Source organism: Amylibacter marinus (assembly GCF_030160015.1).
GTDB classification, from domain to species: Bacteria; Pseudomonadota; Alphaproteobacteria; order Rhodobacterales; family Rhodobacteraceae; genus Amylibacter; species Amylibacter marinus.
In genome coordinates, this window is record NZ_BSNN01000004.1 from 82,564 (window position 1) to 102,738 (window position 20,175).

Below are 20,175 nucleotides of genomic sequence, written 5' to 3' on the forward strand. Positions count from 1 at the left end.
TGACCCAAGGGGATTACACCTCGATCGGGGCATCCTTGGCGACCTTGGCGGTTTTCTTCGCCTCGATGGTTTTTGTTGGGTTGGCGATCTCAATGCGCCGCGGTTTTAGGGCCTCGGGAACTTCGCGCACCAATTCTATGTGCAAAAGGCCATTTTCAACATTCGCACCCGTTGCACGAACATGATCCGCCAGTTGAAAGCGTTTCTCAAAGGCGCGCGCGGCGATACCACGGTGCAGGTATGTTACCTTGTCGTCTTCGCTCTGGGCCTTCTTTGCTGCGATAACCAGTTGCGCATCGCGCATCTCGATCGTCAGCTCGTCTTCGCTGAACCCTGCAACGGCCACCGAAATGCGGTAGGCATCATCGCTGGATTTTTCGATGTTATATGGGGGGTAGGTATTTGCGCCAGTCTCGGCAGACAGGGCAGTATCAACCAGATTTACAAGGCGATCAAAGCCAACGGTTGAACGGAATAAGGGTGTAAAATCATAAGTACGCATATCATATCCTTCAAAAGCGATACGTTTATTTGCGGCCTTCCATCATGGACAGACCATCGTGTTGCGGACCCCTATTGGGCATCCGGTAGTTATCATATGTGTAGGATTAGTTTTTTTGCAAGACTGTTTGCACGCAATATTTTCACAAAGAAGTTACCAGCAATTCTGAAACGCCTAGCGCCCCAGCTGATCTGCCAAGCTCTGCCCTGGTTTGCGGCTGCGGAAAATCCCGCGCGATTTCTCCAGTTGTGCAATCAATTCATCCAGAGGATCCTCAAGAGACACGCCCAATGAAACATGGCGCCCCTGCATCTCGGCCTTGGCTGATACAACAGATGCGATTTTCGCGATCCCCCCTTCGATCACGAATATCGGCGAGCCAGAGGCCCCGAAATCCACTGAACAGCTGGAAATAATCACGCGCGGCTTTCGGTTCAGCACCTTACAGCTCTCTTCGATCGAGGGCGCCTCGGCACGGTTTTTAGCATAGGAAACCACGGTTAAGGTTTGCCCCACCTTTGGCTGGCGTTCATACCCAAAGGGTTTTAGGCCATTTACTGTCATTGGGCGCTGTAATTCGATGATTGCCAAATCCGCAGAAACGCTACGATCATCAATGGTTTCCTGAATACGATAATCCGCATGCACCACCACGCGCCGAGCGCGACCATAGGAAGAGGCCCGCCCATCACGCCAACCGGCCAAAAATTCTATCGTGTCTGGTTTGTATTGCTGGCCCGTGGCCGAATCCACCACGCAATGCGCGGCCGTAAGCACCCTATCCGGTGCTATCAGCGCCCCCGAGCAAAAGCCAGTATTGCCGATATTCAACCGCCCAACAGCTGCCCATTGCTTCGCCTGATCGGCACTGTGCAAGGCGCGCAGGTTAGGATCGGCAAACCCCGCCGAACCCATTAACACCAGTGCAGAAATGATCGAAAAAACACGCATGTTTATTTCTGCGCCATTTATGATTCGATGACAAGCAAACACCGCTATTTCTGCACGTTTTTCGCAAGATAGCGCCTAAATCAATCGGTGCACAATTTGGGCGGCTTGGGCCCGCCCGTTGCCCAATCCAACAATTCCACCGTATGAACCACCGGCACGGTGGTGCCAGACCCGATTTGCATCATGCAACCGATGTTTCCTGCGGCAATCACATCCGCATCAGTCTCAGATATGGTCTTGATTTTTCTCTCTTTTAGCTGGGCTGAAATTTCAGGTTGCAACAGATTATAGGTACCTGCAGATCCGCAGCATAAATGCGCATCCTTGGGTTCTAGCACCGTAAACCCCGCGTCCCTTAATAGGTTTTTGGGGGTGGCGGTAATTTTCTGCCCGTGTTGCAATGAACAGGCACTGTGATAGGCCACCCGTAGATCTGGTTCTATGCTGGGCGACAGGTCTAGCGTTGCCAAGACCTCGGATATATCCATGGCCAGTTTGGATACCTGAGCAGCATCTGCGGCAAGATCTGTTTCGCGCATCATATGGGCATAATCCTTTACGGTGGTGCCACAACCGCTGGTGTTTATTACAATCGCATCCAGCCCCTTGCCGCGGTACTCAGCCATCCATGCCTTTACATTTCGCGCTGTAAAATCGTGACTCTGGCTAGTTTTTCCCATGTGATGGGTCAGTGCTCCACAGCACCCCGCACCTTTGGCAACCACCACTTCACACCCAAAGCGGCGTAATAAACGAAGTGTTGCATCGTTGATGTCCGTATTTAGCGCCTTTTGCGCGCAGCCCGTCATCAAGGCCACGCGGCGTAGGGTTTTACCCTGCGCAGGGAAAACCTGCGCCTGATCATTCAGGCTGGGCGGGGGCAGTTTTCGCGGCGCGAACTCGATCATATTTTTGATCTTTGTAGGCAGTATCCGCGCAAGGGGTCTGGCCATCTGGGCCCCGCGCATGGCCAGCCGAAACCGCCTATCGTAAGGCAGTGTATGGGCCAGAGCATTGCGGATGATACGATCCATCAAGGGGCGCTTATAGCTTTGCTCAATGTAGTCCCGCGCATGATCAATCAGATGCATATAATGCACGCCAGAAGGGCAGGTAGTCATGCAAGCCAGGCAGGATAGGCATCGATCAATATGCTCCACCGTCTTTGAATCTGGCACCCGCTCGTTTTCCAACATATCTTTGATCAGATAAATTCGGCCACGTGGGCTATCCAATTCATCGCCCAACACCTGATAGGTAGGACATGTGGCAGTGCAAAACCCACAATGCACACAGGATCTAAGAATTTGATTGGAGCGTTGAAGACCACTATCTTTCAACTGTTCTTCGGTAAAATTTGTTTGCATCAGCCTAAAATCCCTGCATTTAGTATGCCCCTAGGGTCAAATTTTCCGCGCAGGCCAGCCGATAGGCGCGCTACCGCGTTGCTGGTTGGCGGTACTGCGGCAAAGCCTGATCCACGTATCAAACTCGCATGACCTGCAATCCCTTCTAGTGATTTACGCAGGTCAAAATCGCGCGAGAGGCACAACCAAATCAGACCACCCCCCCAATCTAACATAGAATCGTATCTTATCTCTGCGGCCGATAGCCGGTTCATCACCTCTGGGGCATCGCTGGGCTTTATGTGCAGGCGCCAAATATTGCCCCGCTTTTCACACAGGGGTGTAACATCGCGGATTCCCCGCCAGATTTCAGCATGTGCATCAGGCGCAGTCTCGACACTGATCTCGTGCTCGTGGAATAAATCCTTCAAGACGCCGAGGCGATGGGCCACCGATGCCTCGAGGCCCTCGATTCGCAAATGCACAGTATGATCGAAATAGGTGGCACCAGAAATTTCATTGGCCGACCCAATTGCGCGGGCCATCACAGCCGAGGCCTGACCCACAGAGAGCTGATGCAGGCACAGGGTTGCGCTGGCTTCTGGAATCGGCAACACGCGAAACGACAGCTCTGTTAATACACCCAGAGTGCCATAGCTGCCCGCCATCAGCTTTACCAAGTCATAGCCGGTTACGTTTTTCATCACCCTGCCGCCGTTCTTGATGATATTGCCACGCCCATCCACCAGCGATACACCCAGCAGGCTGTCTCGGCAGGCCCCCGCAGACAGCCGCCGTGGCCCCGATACATTACAGGCAACCACCCCGCCCAAGGTTGGGTTCCCACCGGATCCCAATATCTGACGATGATCCATTGGCTCAAAGGCAAATTGCTGGTTTTCAGAACGCAGAACAGCCTGCAATTCAGCCATCGGCGTGCCTGCTTGTGCCACCAGCGTTAGGGCCTCAGGTTCATAGAGGGTTATTCCAGACAGATTTGCAGTACCAAGAGGTGCCCCCAAGCAACATTCGCCAAGAGCTTGGCGCGTGCCGCCACCCAAAATCCGCAACGGCCCATTGGCCGAAGCGATCGTATCAGAAAGCTCGCGAACAGTTGCAGGGGTCATCGCGCGCGCCTTGTTTGTGTGGCGGCAAGCGGGAAAACCTTGGCCGCATTTAACAGCCATTTGGGATCAAACACATCCTTGACCCAAAGCTGGGCCTCGATATCTTCTTGGCTATATTGATCAAACATCAGGTTGCGCTTCTCGACTCCGACGCCATGTTCGCCCGTCAGACATCCACCCACCTCGACACAGAGACGCAAGATTTCGGCCCCCATGGCCTCACAGCGTTCCAGATCGCCCTTTTTGTTTGCGTCAAACAAAATCAGCGGATGCATATTGCCATCACCAGCATGGAATACATTCCCCACCCGCAGGCCGTATTCCTCGGATAGTTCTGCGGTGCGGCGCAGGACATAAGGTAGCTTGGATACCGGAATTGTGCCATCAAGGCACATGTAGTCACTGATCTGACCAATCGCGCCAAAGGCAGATTTACGCCCTAGCCAGATTTTCGCGCTTTCTTCTTCGGATTTGCTCTGTCGAATTTCAATTGGATTATGCCTCTGGGCGATGTTGATGATTTTTTCCAGCTGCTCTTCTATTTCTACCTCTGCGCCCTCAACCTCGATAATCAGCAATGCATTCGCATCAGGATAGCCCGCATCAGAGAAATTTTCGCTGGTTTCGATACAAAGCCGATCCATAAATTCAATGGCAACGGGCAGAACCCCTGCCCTGATGATTTCGGCAACACAGGCCCCAGCCACCTCGTTTTCGTCAAAGGCAACCAAAACAGGGCGCGCGGAAACAGGTTTGTGTAGAATTCGAAGAGTTGCCTCGGTCACCACGCCCAACTGACCCTCGGATCCACAGATCACCCCCAGAAGATCCAACCCATTGGCATCCATATAAGGCCCACCAATTTCAACGACCTCGCCGTCCATCATCACAATGGTTACCCCCAGAAGATTGTTAGTGGTGACCCCGTATTTCAAGCAATGCGCCCCACCAGAGTTCATGCCGATATTACCTGCAATCGCACAGGCCAATTGGCTGCTTGGGTCTGGCGCATAGAAAAAGCCCTGTTCCTGGACCGCACCAGTAACAGACAGATTGGTACGCCCAGACTGTACACGCACAAATCGATTTTTATAGTCGGTCTCCAAGACATCGTTCAGTTTCGCCACCCCCAGAACCACTGAATCCGCGGTGGGCAACGCCCCCCCCGCCAGCGATGTGCCAGATCCGCGCGGAACCACAGGCACATTATGCGCGTGGCAAATTTTCAGAACATCCGAAACCTGCTGGGTGGTTTCGGGCAGCACCGCAATCATGGGAGGGCAGCGATAGGCGGTTAGTGCATCACATTCATAGGCTCGGGTTTCGCTAATATGGTGGATCACCGCATGCGGGGGCAGCACCTCTTTCAACAGGGCGACGATTTTGGTTTTGTTATCCAAAACGGCCTGATCGGGAATTGGCATTTCCATTGGGGACTCCGGTGCGATTTATCAATTGGTAAAATAACTTTACCAATTGATAAATCAAGTTCTTTATTGCCAATTCCCTATGATGTGCTCAAATTCCTGCGTCGTCCCTCGATCCACCAGCCTAAAATCGCAAATCCTGCGGCCATGATTAAATAGAACCATGCAGGGAAAACCGGTGCCTGACGCACGGCCAAGGTTACATAAGATTGGCGATCCACCAGCCCCAACCACTGTTCACCCGCAGCAACACGCCCCGCGCGCACGATGCGCAAATCGGGGGATGGAACCTCTTCTAGGCCAATCTCCCCGCCACCAGTTACCCGACGCAATGGTTTTAGCATGACACCATCCGCCAGCGTTTGTTCAAATTCCCGCGGCAAGGTTGGCCCAAGGGCAATTACCGCCTCTTGATCCCCATCATACAACCGATAGAGACCATTTTCCGTACCCTCGAATTGCGCAATCCATTGCCCTGGGCTATGTTCTTGCATCTCTAAGGCGCGCAACGAGCCATCCGGGTTTTGAACCTGAAGGTCACGCGGGCTGTCCAAAACAGACCTGCGGGTAATTGTTATCTGATTGCCGTCACTGCGGGCTGACAGGCGCTCTTCTTCTAGGTCTGGTTCCTTCATTGCCCAATGTGCCAATCGGCGTAACAGCTCTAGTTGCGGGCCGCCGCCCTCGAATCCGCGCGACCACAGCCATGCGTGATCAGACAACAAAAGTGCGACCCGTCCTTCTTCGATACGATCAAGCAGTAATAACGGCTTGCCCTCAGCACCTGTCATCACCACATCTCCGCGTAGCGGCTCTGCCTCGATCAGGCGAAACCAGCGGCCCCAGCTGGGGGTATCATCATCTGTAATTTTTGGCGGAGCAAAGCGTTCTAAATCTTGGGTTACGGGGTGGCGTTGCCCCAATGAACTGATCATCGGATGGAAGCCCCGTTCAATCACCCGTGCCGTTGGGCGTGCGGGGATAATCTCGGCCAAATCGGTACGGAACAAACTTTCTGCTCCGGCGAAGCTCTCGCCAGATGCTACCAAAACTGCACCACCGTTTTTCACATACTGCACCACGTTGCGCAGATATTGTGCCGACAACATGCCCCGCCGCTTATAGCGATCAAAAATAATCAAATCGAACTCTTCGATTTTTTCCAGAAACAATTGTCGCACTGGGAAGGCAATCAACGACAGCTCGCTAACCGGCACGCCATCTAGTTTTTCGGGTGGGCGTAGAATGGTGAAATGCACCAAATCCACGGCGCTGTCGGATTTCAATAGATTGCGCCATGTGCGTTCTCCGCTATGGGGTTCACCCGATACCAATAGCACCCGTAAACGATCTCGCACGCCATTGATGGAGAGTACCGCGGAATTGTTGCGGTGGGTCACCTCGCCCTCTTCGGGATGTACGTTGAATTGGATCACATTTACCCCGCCATGCGCCAGCTTGATCGGCAATTCCAGCTCTCGGTTGGTGGGTAGCGGGAATGTGCCATAATTCTCGCCATCGATGTCAATGGACAGAACCGCCTCGCCGCGCTGTGTACTGGGCACAGCACCCTGCTCGTCAATGCGCAATCGAAGTTTGATTTCTTCGTCCACAATGGCAAAGCTGGGCGCGTTGATCAGCACCAATCGTTTATCCCAATCTGCCGCGCGCCCCGTGCGCAGCACATGAACAGGCGCGGGAAATTCACCCAAAACATCCGCATCATGAATGCGCCCATCGGTTATGATTATCGCGCCCCCAATTCGCGCCTGCGCCACCTCGGCAGCCGCCTTGCTAAGCGCCCCTAAAACAAACGAGCCATCATCACGAGCACTGAGATCATTCTCAACCACAACCTCTCGGATTTCAAACCCATCGAGGGTGCCGATCTCTTGGGCAAGGCGCGCCAGTGCGGCCTCGATCTGTGCCGGACGATCCGAAACAGACTGACTGGCAGTTTTATCCGCTACTACAAAAATGATGTTGCTTAGCGGGTCTCGATCCTCTTGGTTTGTCATCGGGGTAAGCAGGGCCAACAGAATGAACGCCGCAGATAGTATCCGTAGCGGCCAACCCTTTACGCCTCTTAGGGCCCCGATACAGACCACCAGCGCAAATAGGGCCGCCAGGGCCCAAACCCAGGGCCATGGAATCAAAGGTTCAAATGAAAACGAAAATCCCATTACTGCCCCAATCGATTCAGCAACGCAGGAATATGAACCTGATCGCTCTTGTAATTTCCAGTCATCGCATACATCAGCAGGTTCACCCCAAATCGCTGGGCATATTCGCGCTGAAGGTCGCCATTCGCCCCGCGCCCCACAGGGAACATATATCGCCCGCGCTCATCTATAGCCCATGCGGCGGCCCAATCGTTGCCCCCGATCAGCACAGGCGTCACCCCATCGTTCAGGTTGCGAAACGGCATGCCCTCGGTTTTCTGTTGTGCATCTGATGTGGCCTCTACCCACAGGGGCGCATTGGCATAGCGGCCAGGGAAACTCTGCATCAGATAGAAGCTGCGGGTAAGCACATGATCATCGGCAATCACCTCTAGCGGGGGAATATCAAGCCGTTGGGCTATCTGCTGAAGACGACGGCCCAACTTGGTGCCGCCCCCGCTCAGCGAGGCGATCTGCGCATCGCGGGTATCAAACAGGATCATCCCGCCAGATCGCAAAAATTGGTTAACCTTGGACACCGCGTCATCAGATAATAATGCGTGGCCCTCGGACATCGGCCAATACAAGAAGGGGAACAGCGATAAATCGTCCTGATCCAAATCGACACCAACAGGGGGGATCGGCTCAATGGCGGTGCGCCGTGTCAGCTCTGCCGATAGGCCGCGCAGACCCGCCATTGATGTTTCATCCACACGGGCATCCCCGGTAATCACATAGGCCAGCACGGTATTGTTTGCCGCCAGAATAGATGCGGCGTCGTCATCCTGCGCCTGAGCGGGATCAATCATACCCGCACCCAGCATCAGCACGACCGCGGCCTTGGCCAATCCACGACCAGAGGCCAGCATCGTTCCCAATATATCCGCCACCAGTAACAGAAGCGCCGCGATCAGGATAATCGATTTCAGCTCTCGCTCGTTTGAACGCTCTAGCGGGGAAATCCGCGTACCGCTCTTCCAGCTCATGGCTTGGGGCGGGGTATCTGCGTCTATGACATTCAGCGCCACGCGGCGATCCTTCACACCGTAAATACCGGGGGGCTGTGTGGCGCTAAGGGGGGCGCTGGCCAGCAATGCGCCCTCGACCCCGGCGATATTATCGGCATCAGTTATTTCGCCAAATCCATCCAACACGCGCAGAGGTTTCCAGACCACCCCCTGCAGTTGCTCGCTGGTGTTGTTACTGCGGCGGGTAACCACCGATAGGCGCTCTAGCATCTTTACGAAAAGACCAGACAGCGGCAGGCTAGACCATTCAGCATTGGCCGTAACGTGGAACAGGATCACCCGCCCATCGCCCAAATCCGAGGCAGTGATCAAGGGGGTTCCATCCTGAAGGCTGGCCAGAACCTTGTCTGATAGATCGGGGTCTGGCTGGGCGATAACCTGCGCCTTTACCAAAACTTCTTCGGGGATTTCTAGCCCATAAAACGGGGTGCCATCGGCGAATTCACGCAGCTGCTTGGGCGCCCCCCAAGACATCGCTCCCCCCACATCACGCCCACCGGCGCGCAGACGCACAGGCAATAACGGGTCGTTTTTTCGCTGGCCTAAGCCGCTGGAAATCAAGCGCGGCCCAGCAAAGCGCACCAACAGCCCGCCTTCTTTCACCCAGCTAGAAACCGCCTCCGTTTCGGCCTCGGACAAGCGGCCTATATCTGCAAAAATCAAAATATCTGGCGTAGCCAACAATGCGTTGCGCAGATCTGTTTCAATCAATGTTGCGCTGTTTTCCAGCGCCTTGCGCACGTAGTGCAGGCTGGCCAGTAGATCACCAGCCTCTTGGCTTTGCTGTCCCGCCAGCAGGGCCACCTTGCGGCTGCGCAATGTTTCATCGGTCAGGACAACCGCCCCCGCAGAGCGAACCCCGCGTAGGCGCGCATGGGATACTCGATTGCGCAACTCGGTCGGCAGTTCGAAATTTACATCCGTTTGCGCCTCTAAAATCTCAACATCCTGACTGGCCAACACCCGCGTTATACCCGTGGGATCAGGGCCAAGTAAATCGATCGAAGCCTGAAAAGGATCGGCCTCAAAGGGGCGGTAAACTACCGCCTCCATCGTGCCGTCCACAAAGGCCAGCGGCCCCAGCCCCAAAACTGGCTGATTGCCCTGTATCACCGTAATTTCTGTATCCAACCCCTCTTGAAACAGCGCTCGATCGGCATGGGCCAATCCATCTGAAATCCAAAAAAGCTGTTGAATATCCACCTCCCTCAGCGCTGTTGCCCAAGATTGGTAATCAGGCGCCCATGCGTTTGGTAGAAGGTTATGCAGGCTTTGCGTCAGATCGGCACCGCTTTGAAATAGCAATTTTTCGGTAGGGGTATCCGTTAGCTTTATCAATGCCACGGGGCGGTCATCTTGCTGGGCTTGGCGAACCAAATCTTCGGCCATGTTCAGGCGCGCCTGCCAATCTTGGGCGCTGGCCCATGTGGCATCCATGGCGATTACCATCGGCCCATCACCCTGACTACGTGCCTGTGGGTTCAGAACAGGGCCCGCAAAGGCCAGAATTACTGCCGCAACGGCAACGAGGCGTATTAGCAACAACCACCATGGCGTGCGATCCGGTGTATTCTCTTTGTCCAACAGCCCAAGCAATAAAACAACAGCAGGGAATTTACGCACAATCGGCGCAGGGGGTGTGGCCCGCAACAGCCAATATAAAACCGGCAAAACCGCCAGCGCCCAAAGAAGAAGCGGATTCAAGAAACCAATATTCGCGATCCCAAACATTATGCGGCCCACTCTAGCGCTGAATATAACCACAACAAACCAGATTGCGCAGAGCTGTCAGTTTGATGTTGAGAATAGCGCCACCCTGTTGCGCGCGCCAAGTTCTTCAGCGCATCTGTGCGCTGTTCCAATCGATCTAGGTATTCCAGACGAAGGGCATCTGCCCGGCGCGATTCAAAAGACAGGCCCCCCTTTACGCTCTCGAAAATAGTACGGCCCTGATAGGGAAAGGCCACCTCGTAGGGATCCAGTACTTGGCACAGAACCCCTTGAACATCCTGATCGGCAATTTTGGATACCGCAGTAATCGTTTCATCCCAGTCCCCTAAAAAGTCTGAGAGAAAAACCGCGCGACTGCCCTGCTTTAGGGGCTTTGGCGGGGGCAATTGGTATTCATCTAGCGCCTGAGCAGAGCTTAGCGACATCGCCATATGGGCGATCTGCGTCTCTCCGGTTTTTGGTGGCCCCGCATCCTCTAGCACCGCAAAACGCTCGCCAGCCTTTGACAACAACATCGCAACAGCCAAGGCCAAAACCTGCGCGCGTTGGAGTTTTGATGTGGCAGGGTTTCCATCCGAGAAACGCATAGAGGCACCACTGTCGATCCAGAAATGCACCGCTTGTGCGCTGTGCCATTCGGTTTGACGTACGAAATACGCATCCCCACGCGCCGAGCGGCGCCAATCTATATCCCGTAAGCTGTCTGTATTGCCTGCGGGGCGGTATTGCCAAAACTCCTCGCCCTGGCCAGAGCGCCTACGCCCATGCACCCCAAGGTTCAGAGTGGCCGCCAGATGCCGTGCGCGTGCAATCAAGGCAGGCATCGCGGATGCGGCCTGCTCCGAGCGGTTTCTAAGGGCGCGCGGCGTTATTTGGGCGGTTTCGCTCAAGCGGCTGCCTCGGTTCCAACAATCGATTGTGCCAGATCACGGATAATCTCGGTAAGATCAATACCCTGTGCGCGCGCGCCAAAGCCCAGCGCCATTCGGTGCACCAAGACAGGCTCGGCCAAGGCCACAACATCATCCAAAGATGGGGCTAGATTCCCTTGTACCAAGGCACGGGCACGGCAGGCCAACATCAATGCCTGAGCAGCGCGCGGTCCGGGGCCCCAACTGACCATCTCGCGGATGTTCTCTGGCGCAGAGGGATCATCTGGGCGCGCAGCGCGCACCAAATCCAAAATCGCCTCGACCACCGCATCGCCTACCGGCATTTTACGCACGACATCCTGTGCATCCATCAGCTCCTCGCTGTTCAGCACCTCGCGGGCCACCACATCATCCAGCCCCGTTGTGGCCGCCAAAATCTCTTTTTCGGTATCTCGGTCAGGCATGCCTACATTGATCTGCAACAAAAAACGATCTAATTGGGCCTCTGGCAGGGGATAGGTCCCCTCTTGCTCAATGGGGTTCTGGGTTGCCAACACATGGAAGGGCGCAGGGAGATCATGATCAGCACCAGCAATGGTCACGCGGTGCTCTTGCATCGCCTGTAACAGCGCAGATTGGGTGCGGGGGCTGGCGCGGTTTATTTCGTCGGCCATCAGCAATTGGTTGAAAACAGGGCCTTTCACAAATCTGAAATCGCGCGATCCGTCCTTGGCTGTTTCTAGAACTTCGGAGCCGAGGATATCCGCAGGCATCAAATCAGGCGTGAACTGAACCCGCCCAGTTTCCAGCCCCATCACCACGCCCAAGGTTTCCACCAGCCGCGTTTTCGCCAAACCGGGTGCACCAACCAGCAATCCATGTCCGCCACTTAACAGAGAAATCATTGTCAGCTCTACCACGCGGTCCTGCCCGATAACACGGGTTGCGATCATGGCTTTTGCCTTGGTCAATTTTTCGCCCAATGCATCTATTTCTAGTGCTAATTTTCTGCTCATGACAAATCCTCTTAAGGAACCTAAACTAATGCCACCATTAAACGCATTTTGAGCAGAGAAGACAAATGACAAATCCGCCATCGGTTAAAAAACCCGCACTGCCCGATATGCAGGGTATTGAGAGCGCACTTAAGAAGAGCAAATCAAAAGGTGCACCCCCCGTTCACCTGTGGAATCCCCCCTTTTGTGGCGATCTGGATATGCGCATCGCACGGGACGGCACGTGGTATTACCTAGGCAGCCCCATTGGCCGCAAACCGCTGGTTCGTTTATTCTCATCTATTTTGCGTAAAGATGGCGATAAATATTTTCTGGTAACACCTGTGGAGAAAATAGGCATCACAGTAGATGATGCACCCTTTGTGGCGACTGATTTTACCGTCAAGGGGCAGGGTCAGGAGCAGACCATCAGCTTTGAGACCCATGTCGGTGATCACTGCACCGCTGGGGATCAGAACCCTATTCGCGTCAGTCTTGATCCAGGTACAGACACCCCATCGCCCTATGTATTGATCCGCAGCAATCTAGAGGCCCTGATTGATCGCAAGAGCTTTTATCGATTGGTTGATCTTGGGGTACACCATCACCAAGACGGCGAAGACTGGTTTGGCCTATGGTCGGCGGGGCAGTTTTTCCCGATTTGCAAGAGTGGCGATATCGCCTAGGCATTCCCGCGATCAAATTGGCGTAGCAGTGACAAAATGCACTGTGTCGACCCAGCAGATATCCTAGTGTCAGAAATGTAAGCAATAGCTCCTTATTCAAAGGTCCGCAGTCCTCCCCTGCGGGCCTTTGTTATTTAGAGGTGTTATGCCATGGCCCGTTTACCGCCTGCCCCAGATCATCAATGCGCTCGAAGGTATGGGCGCCAAAGTAATCCCGCAGACCTTGAATCATATTGGCCGTCGAATTTCCGGTGCGGCGCATATTATGGTACCCAAGGGCGGCAAACAGGGCCGGCACCTGTTGACCATGCATAACCCCTGCCCCAACCAGCCTTTGCAAATCTGGGGTCGTAGCCATTAGGCGATCACGGAAAATGGGGGCCAATGCCAGATTGGAATGGCCACCCGCATCAAATACACCCGAGATTTCATCCAAGAAAACCGAACGAATGATGCACCCTGCCCGCCAGACCCGCGCAATCGCGGCCAAATCCAAATCCCAGCTAAATGCATCAGAGGCGCGCTTTAGCACCTCGAACCCTTGGACATAGGCGCAAACCTTAGCGGCGATCATGGCATTTTCCAAAATATCAATCGCCTCTTGGCGCGACCCTAGGGCCGCACCCATTGCCACGGGCGATGCACCAAAGGCCGCCTGCATTTCTGTGCGCCCCTCTTTGTTGGCAGAAATATTGCGCGCCTCTACCGCTGCCATCATCAGGCTGGCGGGTGCGCCAAGGTGCAGGGCCTCGATCACCGACCAGCGGCCCGTACCCTTTTGGCCGGCCTTATCCAAGATCAAATCCAAAATCGGCTGACTGGTTTTGGGATCAATGGCCGCCGCCACCTCGGCGGCAATTTCAATCAAATAGGAATTCAAGGGGCCCTTCATCCAAGATTTAAACACCGCAGCAATTTCTGTGGCATCCATGCCCAGCCCATCGCGCATGATGCCATAGGTTTCTGCGATCTGTTGCATATCGGCGTATTCGATGCCGTTGTGGATCATCTTGATAAAATGGCCAGAGCCGCCGGGGCCGAACCAATTACAACAGGCCTCACCCTCAAATTTAGCAGATGCATCGCGCAAGGGGCCCTGCACGCGCGCCCAGCTGTCTTTTGACCCGCCAGCCATGATTGATGGGCCTATGCGCGCGCCCTTTGCGCCACCAGAAATTCCCATGCCCAAAAATTGCAGGCCCGCGGCCTCTACCCGTGCGACGCGCTCTTGGGTTTTTAGATAATTTGAATTACCCAAATCCGCGATTAAATCCCCCTGGCTAAGCAAGGGTATCAACATATCAATCACCGTATCCAAAGGCCCACCTGCGGGGACCAATACCAGAATCGAACGCGGCTGAGGCAGGCTGTTGATCAAGGCCTGCGCATCTTCACAAACAATCAAATCACCCGCTAGATCAGCCCCAGCATCGGCCACCGCCTGAGCCTTGGATATATCTCGATCTAACAGTGAAACTGCATGCCCATTTTCGGCTAAATTCTGGGCAAAAGATGCCCCCATTACGCCAACGCCGATCAATCCTAAATGTGTCATGTGCTGTCCTTGGGTTTGCGCGGCGCTATCGCCATGCTGGTTACAGGGTTACTTGGGGATGAATGTCATGGTCTCTTTGCATTTTCGAAAATGCCCCGCAGGGAAGGTGCGGTTGTGGAAAACACAATGAACACCGGCGCCCAGCATGCCAAAGCTGACCAAAGATTGGGCAATATTTTGCACCCCATCGCTCCCTGCACAGGCCAAAGGCACCATGGCGCCAGTAAACACAATCGGACAGGTGGGATTGGGTATCATCTGGGCAACAGCGTCCGATGTGTGCTGAAGCGTATCGGTACCGTGGAGCACCAGAACACCATCGTGACCGGCCTGCGCCTGTTCTACTGCCTCGGCGATTTTTGCGCGATCCCGGTCATCAAAGGTCAAAGAATCTTTAGCAAAAACATCTATGCCAGTCAGGGTCAAATGTTCTTGGTAAATCCCATCCAGCAATTTATCCAATTGGTTTCCCTGACACTCTACCATTCCTGTTTTTGGGTTGTATCTTTTGCCAATGGTGCCACCGGTCATCACAACTGCTATTTTCATGTCTATCCCTAATGTGCCTCGGCCCAATTGGCCCCAGTACCCGCATCAACCACCAAGGGCACATCCAGTTTCACCACAGGTTCACAGGCATTTTCCATGACCCCACGCACCACCTCGGTGGTTTCTGCTACGGCTTCTTTGGGCACCTCGAATATCAATTCATCATGGACTTGCAATAACATTTTCGCGGGCAAATGCGCAATTGCCGCAGGCATGCGCACCATTGCGCGCCGTATAACATCGGCCGCAGTGCCCTGAATTGGGGCATTAATGGCGGCCCGTTTGGAGAAGCCCGCCTGCGGGCCTTTGGCATCGATATTCGCCGTGTGGATTTTACGCCCAAACAGGGTTTCTACGTATTTGTGCTGTTTGGCAAATTCCACTGTTTTATCCATATAGGTACGGATACCGGGGAACCGCTCGAAATAGGTGTCGATAAAGCTCTGTGCCTCTTTTCGTGGAATGCGCAGATTCCGCGCAAGGCCAAAGCCGCTGATGCCATAAATCACCCCAAAGTTAATCGCCTTGGCTTGGCGGCGGATCATCGGATCCATCCCCTCGATTGGCACGTCAAACATTTGGCTGGCGGTAAGGGCGTGGATATCTTGGCCCTCATAAAAGGCCTGCTTTAGGGCGTCAATTTCAGCGATATGTGCTAGAATGCGTAGCTCAATTTGGCTGTAATCCAGTGATAATAAAACATTCCCCGCATCGGCCACAAAGGCCTCGCGGATTTGGCGCCCCGCATCAGAGCGCACAGGGATATTTTGAAGATTTGGATCCGTAGAGGCCAGACGGCCAGTGGATGCCCCAGATATCACATAAGAGGTGTGCACCCGCCCTGTGTCTGGATTGATATGTGTTTGCAACGCATCGGTGTAGGTGCTTTTAAGTTTGGACATTTGGCGCCAATCCAGCACACGAGCGGGCAAATCATTGCCCTCGGCGGCCAGATCCTCCAGAATGTCCACACCCGTGGAATAGGCGCCGGTTTTACCCTTTTTCCCACCGGGCAATTCCAGCTTGTCAAACAAGATTTCACCTAGCTGTTTAGGGGATCCGACATTAAACTCTTGACCGGCCAACTCGTGGATTTCTGTTTCCAACCCTGCCATTTTTTGGGCGAAATTATTCGACATGCGCGACAGGTGATCGCGATCCACCTTGATGCCATTCATTTCCATGTTAGCCAAAACTGGGATCAACGGACGCTCTAACGTTTCATATACTTGGGTAACGCCGGCCGCGTGCAGCTGTGGCTTGAATTTTTGCCACAGGCGCAGGGTGATATCCGCATCCTCAGCGGCATATTTCACCGCATCGACAATGGGCACACGATCAAAGGTAATAGCAGATTTACCAGTGCCCAGCAGGGTTTTGATGCTGATCGGCTTGTGATCCAAATATCGTTCGGCCAATGCATCCATGCCATGATTGTGCAATCCGCCATGTTGGGCATAAGACAATAGCATTGTGTCATCCACGGGCGCGATTGCCACATCATAACGTGCCATAATCTTGGTATCATATTTGATGTTCTGGCCGATTTTCATGATGGATGGATCTTGTAAAACAGGGCGTAATATTTCCAAGGCCTGTTCTAGCGGGATCTGCCCCTCGGCCAGATTATCACCACCGAATAAATCGCCCTCGCCATCTTTGTGTGTTAGTGGAATATAACAGGCCTCGCCTGGCTCAACTGACAGGCAGATACCGACCAAATCCACAACCATTTCATTCAGACCAGTGGTTTCGGTATCAAATGCCACATAGCCGCGGGCGTAGATTTTATCGACCCAAGATTTCAACGCACCCAGATCGCGTACACATTCATATTTATCTGGATCAAAGGGCACATCTGGCATCGCGCCCGCTGCGACAACAGCAGAGGGCGCATCAGGTATTGCAGGTGCATCGACGCCCAGCTTACTGGCAATCCGCGCTGACATAGTGCGAAATTCCATTTCAGTCAGGAATTTCAGCACAGTATCCGCATCTGGGGCCTTTACCTCGTAATCTGAGAAATCAAACTCTAGCGGTGTATCCTGTTTTAGGGTTACCAGATCACGGCTGATGCGGATTTGATCGGCCTTTTCAATCAGCGTTTGGCGGCGCTTGGGCTGTTTTATCTCCTCGGCTCGGCTAAGCAAGCTGTCTAGATCTCCGTAGTCGTTGATCAAAAGAGCCGCCGTTTTAATCCCGATACCCGGTGCGCCGGGCACGTTATCGACACTGTCCCCCGCAAGGGATTGCACATCGATCACCCGCTCTGGGCCAACGCCGAATTTTTCCTCGACCTGCTCGCGGCCGATGCGTTTGTTTTTCATGGCGTCATACATTTCGACACCATCACCAACCAATTGCATCAAGTCCTTATCCGAGGACACGATTGTTACGCGCGCGCCGGCATCGCGGGCCTGTACCGCAAGGGTTGCGATGATGTCATCGGCCTCAAACCCCGTCTTTTCGATCTGGGCCAGACCAAAGGCGCGGGTTGCATCACGTGTCAACGGGAACTGTGGCACCAGATCCTCGGGCGCTGGTGGGCGATTGGCCTTATATTCTGGGTAGATATCCGAGCGGAAGGTCTTACCCTTGGCATCAAAAACCACAACCAAATGCGTTGGCGCGTCGGATCCTTTTTGATCCTCGACCATCTTGTACAGCATATTGCAAAACCCGCTGACCGCCCCTACGGGTAGACCATCAGATTTACGCGTTAGCGGCGGTAGAGCGTGATAGGCACGAAAAATAAATCCAGAGCCATCGATCAAGTGAATGTGGTGGCCCCTGCCAATCGAATTCTCGGACATATTCTCACCTTTGTAAATTCTGGATATTTAGGCCGACCATAAAGACCTTTTACGCCATCGTCTGCACCATATTTTGTGCAACACCTCTTTTTGCCCAAAACACAGCCCATCTAAAACTTACAGCCAATTTAGAACACGATGCGCCAATCCGAACCGATGGCCTGATCGAGGCACTGGTCTATTCAGGTACGGGGCAACAATTGGTTATTGTGCGGTGGCGCTGTCTTCGAGGATGAATTTGCAATCACAATAAGGGCATTCAACGCTGGTTTCACCCGCCGCAATTTGCAGCCAAACCCGTGGGTGTCCGCCAATACCGCCATCACAGGCGATGCGATTTTTGGTAACGTTTACCACTTGTTTTGGCTGTTTAGTCATGATTTCCCCTAGCGTTCATAGGTATTTTTAGCGCGGCACATCAGTCCTCGCAATGACTAAGATGCAACCATGCGCCCCGCTGAAGCGCCCGCCAAAATATGAAAATGCAAATGCGGCACTTCCTGCAGCCCATGTTCACCGCTATTGGAGCAAAGACGATACCCCGCCCCCGTATCTGGCGTAACGCCTATGTTTTGGCAAACCTGTGCAATCGTGCGCGTGTAATCCAGAATTTCGGCATCACTGGCGGTGGCAATAAAATGATCATAGCAAACATATGCCCCCTTAGGGATCACCAGAATATGTTCGGGTTTTTGCGGTGTAACATCACGAAATGCTAGGCTGTGATCCGTTTCCAATACCGTGGTATTGGGGATTTCCCCGCGCAATATTTTCGCAAATATATTCTGATCGTCGTAGGTATAGGCCATTTACGCCTCCTGTTTTGAATACTCGAGAGATTGCAGGATCTTATCTGAAACTCCTGTGTTTCGTTCTAGAAAACCTGCCAGCATTTGTTGGTTTTCCTCGTAGGGCTTGTTGTGGCTGATCTCGTAGAAATGAGAATAGTGGGCCGCATGGATATCGGCCACATCTTTGGTCAATGTCATTTTTACCGCCTGGCAGATCATCCCAGCATCTGGCGCATCAGGATCGGCCAAGACCCCCGTGCGCTGGGCGTGTCCTTTGCAGAATTCATCCGAGAACGGGATCGAAACATGCAATGTGCGCACTGTGCATTCATCCGAATAGAAATCATCCACAATGAATTTTGAAGAGGGATCAATGCAGATAAACAGATGATCAACGGTGCTATCTTCAAACAACAGGCGCATCACGGCGCGGCGATGGCGAGAACGTTTTTCAACGCTTTGCTCAATGCCGCCCAGATCAGGCAATTGCAGGCCACCGTCATTAAACAGATACTGAAACCCCTTGGCATTTGTGTGATCTAGGATTTGCTGCAAGACCCGTTGGCCATGGTGCCAATCCTTGCACAAAATGATCGACAGTTTCTTCTCGCGGCCCACGGTTTGTCCGTTTTCCCAGAATCGGCGCGCAAAGCGATTTCCGTTGCGTCCGCTCTGCACCAAGAAATTATAAACGGTATCCCCGTTGCTGTTCAGCGAAACGTCGGCGTTCGGATCTCGATAATAATCCGTTAGCATTTCGCGAAGACGATCAGTGGTATTGGTGATCTTTCGCGCAAACAGGCGATCTTGGCCAACCAAATAATCAAAATGATCCTGATGAAAGGTCACCGGCAATCCGTAATCCGAGAATTTCAGATAGGTGGGTGGGCTATTCACCAGCTGTTGTTGGGGAATCAGGTTTGCAACCAGCGTCTGAAAAAAGCATTCATCAGGAATCCAAGTTGTTTTGAAAAACCGCACAACGGATGGGTTTTTCTTGGTGTAATCTAGAACACTCTCTACAGTTTTGCGCCGTAGGCACCACCATTGAGACCCAATTTTCATATCCAAATCAGCCGGCAAGCGCCGCGCCAGCCCAAACAGGCGCTGTAGCCTTAGTGATGTATAAAACAGCCGCTTTGATTTACGCTCGTTAAAAAAATGACGGTACTGAAGCCGATCCAAAACGATCCCGGTTTTGATCCAGCCAGAGTTTACGAAATCATGGTGCTCGACGTAATCTTTACTGTCCTGATCCAAGAAATCCGAGATATAATTTGCAGGTTTGATCGGAGCGCAATCCCCAGACAATAGATAAAAATGCGACGCCTTTGGGAAGGCTTTCTCGGCCATTTTCAGGGCGTTCAGGCTGGCCTGTACCAAAGACCATTCGCCCCAGCCACATTTTATGCGCGGTACCAAAATAACATTGGGATTCTCTCCAAAACGACGCTGAAGCTTGGCGAACTCGGAATCACTGCCGTTGCGGTCAAAATGCACCGCTGCAAAACACCCCTGCTCTAGATAGGCATCTAGCCAATTACAGACATTGTCAGCATTTTGATGACACAGGATAATATATGCGACATTCGCCATTTCGATCACTCAGTTGATTATCACTGTTCTAAATCTCAAATCCA

At 53.2% G+C, this 20,175-nt stretch carries 16 protein-coding genes; 1 reads left to right on the forward strand and 15 read right to left on the reverse strand.

The window, feature by feature from the left end; genetic code table 11:
• Window positions 1-13: 13 nt before the first annotated feature.
• The 9 genes from QQL62_RS07595 to QQL62_RS07635 form a co-directional block, all read right to left on the reverse strand.
• The gene (locus QQL62_RS07595) at window positions 14-502 is read right to left on the reverse strand and encodes an Hsp20 family protein (RefSeq protein WP_284377390.1); all 489 of its coding nucleotides are present in this window, start codon (window positions 500-502) and stop codon (window positions 14-16) included.
• Between the two features lie 174 nt (window positions 503-676).
• Complete coding sequence (locus tag QQL62_RS07600; RefSeq protein WP_284377392.1) at window positions 677-1,453, reverse strand: trypsin-like serine peptidase; 777 nt, start codon at window positions 1,451-1,453, stop codon at window positions 677-679.
• Between the two features lie 80 nt (window positions 1,454-1,533).
• Window positions 1,534-2,820, reverse strand: a complete 1,287-nt coding sequence (gene glcF, locus QQL62_RS07605; protein WP_284377395.1) for a glycolate oxidase subunit GlcF — start codon at window positions 2,818-2,820, stop codon at window positions 1,534-1,536.
• A complete protein-coding gene (locus tag QQL62_RS07610; protein WP_284377397.1) occupies window positions 2,820-3,926 on the reverse strand; it encodes an FAD-binding protein in 1,107 nt (368 codons plus the stop codon). Before QQL62_RS07610 ends, glcF begins: the two co-directional genes overlap by 1 nt.
• Entirely contained in the window at window positions 3,923-5,356 is a 1,434-nt protein-coding gene (locus QQL62_RS07615) for an FAD-linked oxidase C-terminal domain-containing protein (protein WP_284377399.1), read from the reverse strand. The genes QQL62_RS07610 and QQL62_RS07615 overlap by 4 nt, the downstream gene beginning before the upstream one ends.
• Window positions 5,357-5,433: 77 nt before the next feature.
• Window positions 5,434-7,536 (reverse strand): hypothetical protein, encoded by a 2,103-nt coding sequence (locus tag QQL62_RS07620; RefSeq protein WP_284377401.1) that lies wholly within the window; start codon window positions 7,534-7,536, stop codon window positions 5,434-5,436.
• Window positions 7,536-10,274 (reverse strand): DUF4159 domain-containing protein, encoded by a 2,739-nt coding sequence (locus QQL62_RS07625; protein ID WP_284377403.1) that lies wholly within the window; start codon window positions 10,272-10,274, stop codon window positions 7,536-7,538. The genes QQL62_RS07620 and QQL62_RS07625 overlap by 1 nt, the downstream gene beginning before the upstream one ends.
• The gene (locus QQL62_RS07630) at window positions 10,274-11,098 is read right to left on the reverse strand and encodes a DUF58 domain-containing protein (RefSeq protein WP_284378693.1); all 825 of its coding nucleotides are present in this window, start codon (window positions 11,096-11,098) and stop codon (window positions 10,274-10,276) included. Before QQL62_RS07630 ends, QQL62_RS07625 begins: the two co-directional genes overlap by 1 nt.
• Before the next feature lie 62 nt (window positions 11,099-11,160).
• Window positions 11,161-12,162 (reverse strand): AAA family ATPase, encoded by a 1,002-nt coding sequence (locus tag QQL62_RS07635; RefSeq protein ID WP_284377406.1) that lies wholly within the window; start codon window positions 12,160-12,162, stop codon window positions 11,161-11,163.
• 65 nt (window positions 12,163-12,227) lie between these two features.
• Between QQL62_RS07635 and QQL62_RS07640 the strand changes: the two genes are divergently transcribed.
• Window positions 12,228-12,827, forward strand: a complete 600-nt coding sequence (locus QQL62_RS07640; RefSeq protein WP_431355751.1) for a DUF1285 domain-containing protein — start codon at window positions 12,228-12,230, stop codon at window positions 12,825-12,827.
• A gap of 130 nt (window positions 12,828-12,957) precedes the next feature.
• Here the strand turns inward: QQL62_RS07640 and gndA are convergent, their stop codons facing one another.
• The 6 genes from gndA to QQL62_RS07670 all read right to left on the reverse strand — a co-directional run bounded on the left by gndA (window position 12,958) and on the right by QQL62_RS07670 (window position 20,131).
• Window positions 12,958-14,382: an NADP-dependent phosphogluconate dehydrogenase gene (gndA, locus tag QQL62_RS07645; protein ID WP_284377408.1), complete on the reverse strand. Its 1,425-nt coding sequence runs from the start codon at window positions 14,380-14,382 to the stop codon at window positions 12,958-12,960.
• Window positions 14,383-14,430: 48 nt separating this feature from the next.
• On the reverse strand, window positions 14,431-14,931 hold the full coding sequence (locus QQL62_RS07650) for an asparaginase (RefSeq protein WP_284377411.1): 501 nt from the start codon (window positions 14,929-14,931) through the stop codon (window positions 14,431-14,433).
• Window positions 14,932-14,939: 8 nt separating this feature from the next.
• On the reverse strand, window positions 14,940-17,744 hold the full coding sequence (gene polA / locus QQL62_RS07655; RefSeq protein WP_284377414.1) for a DNA polymerase I: 2,805 nt from the start codon (window positions 17,742-17,744) through the stop codon (window positions 14,940-14,942).
• A gap of 204 nt (window positions 17,745-17,948) precedes the next feature.
• Window positions 17,949-18,122 (reverse strand): zinc-finger domain-containing protein, encoded by a 174-nt coding sequence (locus QQL62_RS07660; RefSeq protein ID WP_284377417.1) that lies wholly within the window; start codon window positions 18,120-18,122, stop codon window positions 17,949-17,951.
• 56 nt (window positions 18,123-18,178) lie between these two features.
• Entirely contained in the window at window positions 18,179-18,553 is a 375-nt protein-coding gene (locus tag QQL62_RS07665; RefSeq protein ID WP_284377419.1) for an HIT domain-containing protein, read from the reverse strand.
• Window positions 18,554-20,131 (reverse strand): DUF5928 domain-containing protein, encoded by a 1,578-nt coding sequence (locus QQL62_RS07670; RefSeq protein ID WP_284377421.1) that lies wholly within the window; start codon window positions 20,129-20,131, stop codon window positions 18,554-18,556.
• Window positions 20,132-20,175: the final 44 nt, after the last annotated feature.